Origin of the sequence: Pseudomonas sp. L13 (genome assembly GCF_009935965.1) — a bacterium.
In the GTDB taxonomy this organism is placed as follows: domain Bacteria; phylum Pseudomonadota; class Gammaproteobacteria; order Pseudomonadales; family Pseudomonadaceae; genus Aquipseudomonas; species Aquipseudomonas lactis.
The window spans coordinates 1-4,049 of sequence record NZ_QODJ01000130.1 but is presented as its reverse complement, the minus strand read 5'-3'; the positions used below and the strand labels follow the sequence as shown (position 1 = coordinate 4,049).

Sequence of the window (4,049 nt, the reverse complement as noted above, 5' to 3'; positions counted from 1 at the left end):
TAGGCCAGGCGCTCAGGCGGGTATTCAGGGTCCAGCGGCACGTAAGCGCCACCGGCCTTGAGCACGGCCAACAGGCCAACAACCATTTCGATGGAGCGTTCCACCGCCAACCCGACCAGCACGTCCGGGCCCACGCCGGCTTCGATCAGGCGATGAGCCAGGCGGTTGGCGCGGCGGTTCAGTTCGGCGTAACTCAAGAGCTGCCCGGCAAAGATCAATGCCGGTGCATCCGGTGTACGCGCCACTTGCTGTTCAATCAAATGATGAGCGCATGCTTGCAGCGGGTAATCACGAACAGTGGCGTTCCAATCGAACACCACCCGCTGGCGCTCACCTGCGTCCAGCATCACCAAATCCCCTAATCGCTGTTGGGCATCAGTGACCATGCCCAGCAGCAAGTTGAACAGGTGCCGACCATAACCCTCCACGGTCTCGGCCGTGAATTGCGCATGGGCGAAGCTCAAGTGCAGCGACAGCGTCTCGCCCATATCCACCAGCACCGTCAGTGGATAGCTTGTTTGCTCATGAGCCTTGGGCTCGCCAAAGCGGATACCACTGCCACCGCTTTGCGCCAAGGCCTTGGACACCGGGTAGTTTTCAAAGACCAGGATGTTATCGAACAAGGCGCCGCCGCCCTGCCCGGCCCAGCGCTGAATATCGTACAGCCCGGTGTGCTCATGCTCGCGCAGTGCCAGGTTCTGCGCCTGCACTGCCTGCAACCAGTCGGCGACTGATTGCTGCGCATCCACTGCACAGATCACCGGCAAGGTATTGATGAACAGGCCGATCTGCTCTTCCACCCCCGCAACCTCCGCGGGACGCCCGGCCACCGTAGCACCAAAGGACACCACCGACTGGCCACCAGCATAGCGCTGCAACAGGATCAGCCAGGCGGCCTGCACCAGTGTATTGAGGGTAACTTTGTTACGGCGGGCAAATGCCTCCAGTCGAGCCGTCAATGGACGCTCCAGGCTGCAGAGGTGTTCGCCATAACCCTCGATCGCCTGTGCTTGGCTGCTGCCCAGGCGGGTTGGCGTTTGCAGAATATTCAATTGCTCACGCCAGAAGGCTTCGGTGCTACCTGCGTCGCGCTGTTGCAGCCAACCGATGTAATCGCGATAACGCCCGGCCGCTTCCGGCACTGCCACACCGGCGTAGCGTTGCAGGACTTCGCCAAACAACCGGGAATTGCTCCAGCCGTCCATCAGGATATGGTGATGGGTATAGATCAACTCGTGACGCTGCTCATCCGTGCGCACCAACAGCAGGCGCGCCAACGGCGCCTTGCCCAAGTCAAAACCTTGGCGACGCTGGTCTTGCTGCAGGTTTTGCAGGGCCAGCTCCCGCTCTGGCATGCAGCGCCAGTCAAGTTCTTCGATTGGCAATCGGGCATCGCGGTAGACCACCTGGCACGGCCATTCCAGCTGGCCCTCCCAGAAGAATCCGCTGCGCAAAACGTCATGGGCTTGCACCGTAGCGTCCCATGCCTGCTGAAAGCGCAACACATCCAGGCCTTCGGCTGTGACGCGGACCTGATTGATGTAGTCGCCCGCCGCCTGCTCATACAGGGTATGGAACAGCATGCCCTGCTGCATTGGCGACAGCGTGTAGATGTCCTGCACGGCATTGGCCGCCACCGGCAGCGATTCGAGTTGCTGCTGATTGAGCCGCGACAACGGGAAGTCCGAGGCGGTCATGCCGCTATTGCCCGGCGTGCAGCAGTGTTCTACCAGCGCAGTCAGTTCGCGGCTAAAGGCCTGGCTGAGGGCTTCGATCTCCTGCGCATCGAACATCAAGGGGCTGAACGTCCAGCCCATTTGTAGTTGGCCGCCATATACCTGGCCGTTGACCGTCAACCAGTTGCCTAGCGGCGCGTCCGGGCTTTGTTCGGCCCCAGTGCTTTGCGATGCAGGCGTGAACAGCCCATCCGGTTGATCGAAGCTGCCGTCGATCTGGCCGAGGTAGTTAAAAGTGATCCGCGGCACAGGCAGTTGGCTGAAGGCTTGGCGCGTCGCGTCATCGCCCAGGTAACGCAAGGCACCAAAACCCAGACCCTTGTCCGGCACGGCGCGCAGTTGCTCCTTGATCTGCTTGATTGAGCCCGCCAGGGTATCAGCCGGGGTCAGGCGCACCGGGAACAGGCTGGTGAACCAGCCCAGTGTGCGGGTCAGGTCGATGTCGTCAAAGAGCTCCTCACGGCCGTGGCCTTCCAACTGGATCAGGCTGGAGGCGTGCCCGCTCCACTGGCAGATGACCCGCGCCAGGGCGGTCAATAACAGGTCGTTGATCTGGGTACGATAGGCGGTGGGCGCCTGTTGCAACAACTGATGGGTACGTTCGGCATCCAACTGGCTGACGACTGTCTGGGCCAGCCGGCCGGGGCGCGCACCGTGGGGGTCGCGGCATGGCACGTCAGGGGCGGCACCCTGGAGCTGTTGCAGCCAGAAGTCTTTCTCAGGCTGGGCCGCTTCGCTGCGGGCATGGGCCTGCAAGCGTTCGGCCCAATGCTTGAACGACGAGGTCTTGGCCGGGAGTTTCTGTTGAAGGTACAGGCTTTGCAGATCTTCCAGCACAATCCGCCAGGACACACCGTCTACCACCAGGTGATGCATAACCAGCAACAGGCGCTGGGTACCATCAGCCATCTCGGCGAGGACCGCACGCAACAACGGGCCGTTTTGCAGGTCGAGGCTGCGCTGGGCGCGCTCGCACAGTGCGAGCAGTTCGGCGTCGCTTTGCACAGGTTCCTGCCACAGCAAGGCTGTGGGCGGCGCATCATGTCGCGCACGCCAACCGTCCGCCGATTCACTGAAACGCAAGCGCAGTACGTCGTGATGCTGGATGACCGACTGCAATGCCGCTTCCAGCAAGTGCCCTTGCAACGGTTGCCGTGGCGTCAGCAGCAGTGACTGGTTCCAGTGATGTCGATCCGGCAAGTCCAGTTCGAAGAACAGCTGTTGGAACGGCAGCAACGGCGTCTCGCCCCGCACCGGGCCTTGGTCGATCATCTGTTTAGCCTGCAACTGTGCAACCCGTGCCAGGCTACGCACTGTCTGGTGCTGGAACAGCGCCTTGGCGTTGAAGTGAATACCTGCGGCGCGTGCACGGCTGACCACTTGAATGGAGATGATCGAGTCGCCGCCGCGCTCAAAAAAGTTGTCGTTCAAACCCACCTGTTCAACGCCGAGTACATCGGCCCAGATCGCAGCGATGCGCTGTTCGAGGGCGCTTTGCGGTGCTTCGTAATGCTGCGTTGCTGCGGGTTCGGGCAGCGCCTTGCGGTCCAGCTTGCCGTTGGGGCTCAGGGGCATCTGCTCCAACAGCACCCATTGGGCCGGGACCATGTAGTCCGGCAAGTGCTGGGCCAAGTGAGCGCTGAGCCGGTCACGCCAGTCATCAGTCGCATCTTGCAGCACCAGGTAGCCCACCAGGTATTTACCGTCCACCGCCAGCACGGCGGCTTCACGCACCAGGTCATGCTCCAGCAGACGCGCCTCGATCTCGCCCAGCTCAATGCGCAAGCCACGCAGCTTGACCTGATGGTCGATACGCCCCGCGTACTCAATCACCCCGTCTGCGCGATAACGCGCCAGGTCGCCGGTGCGGTACAAGCGCTCGCCTTTGATGTACGGATGCGCAATGAAACGTTCGGCGGTCAACGCCGGGCGGCGGTGATAACCACGGGCCAGGCCGACGCCACCCAGGTACAGCTCACCGAGCACACCCACCGGCACCGGTTCGAAGTTGCTGTCGAGGATGTAGCAACCAAGGTTGGCAATCGGACGGCCAATCGGCACCGCGTCGCGCCCCTCATCGATGCAAGTCCAATGGGTCACATCGATGGCCGCTTCAGTCGGACCGTAGAGGTTGTAAAGCGCGGCTTGGGGCAGTTTGGCAAACACTTGGTGCTGGGCATCCACCGGCAGCGCCTCGCCACTGCACACGATACGTTGCAGGCTTTGGCACGTGGAAACGGCCGGGTCTTGCAGGAAGGCCTGCAACATCGACGGAACGAAATGCAGCGTTGTGACGTTCTGCTGGTTGATCAG

The 4,049-nt window shown here is 61.8% G+C and carries 1 protein-coding gene; it reads right to left on the bottom strand.

What is annotated here, in order from left to right; translation table 11 throughout:
- Window positions 1–4,049 (bottom strand): condensation domain-containing protein (locus DK871_RS28305; RefSeq protein WP_161907463.1); only part of this gene is annotated, 4,049 nt, incomplete at both ends.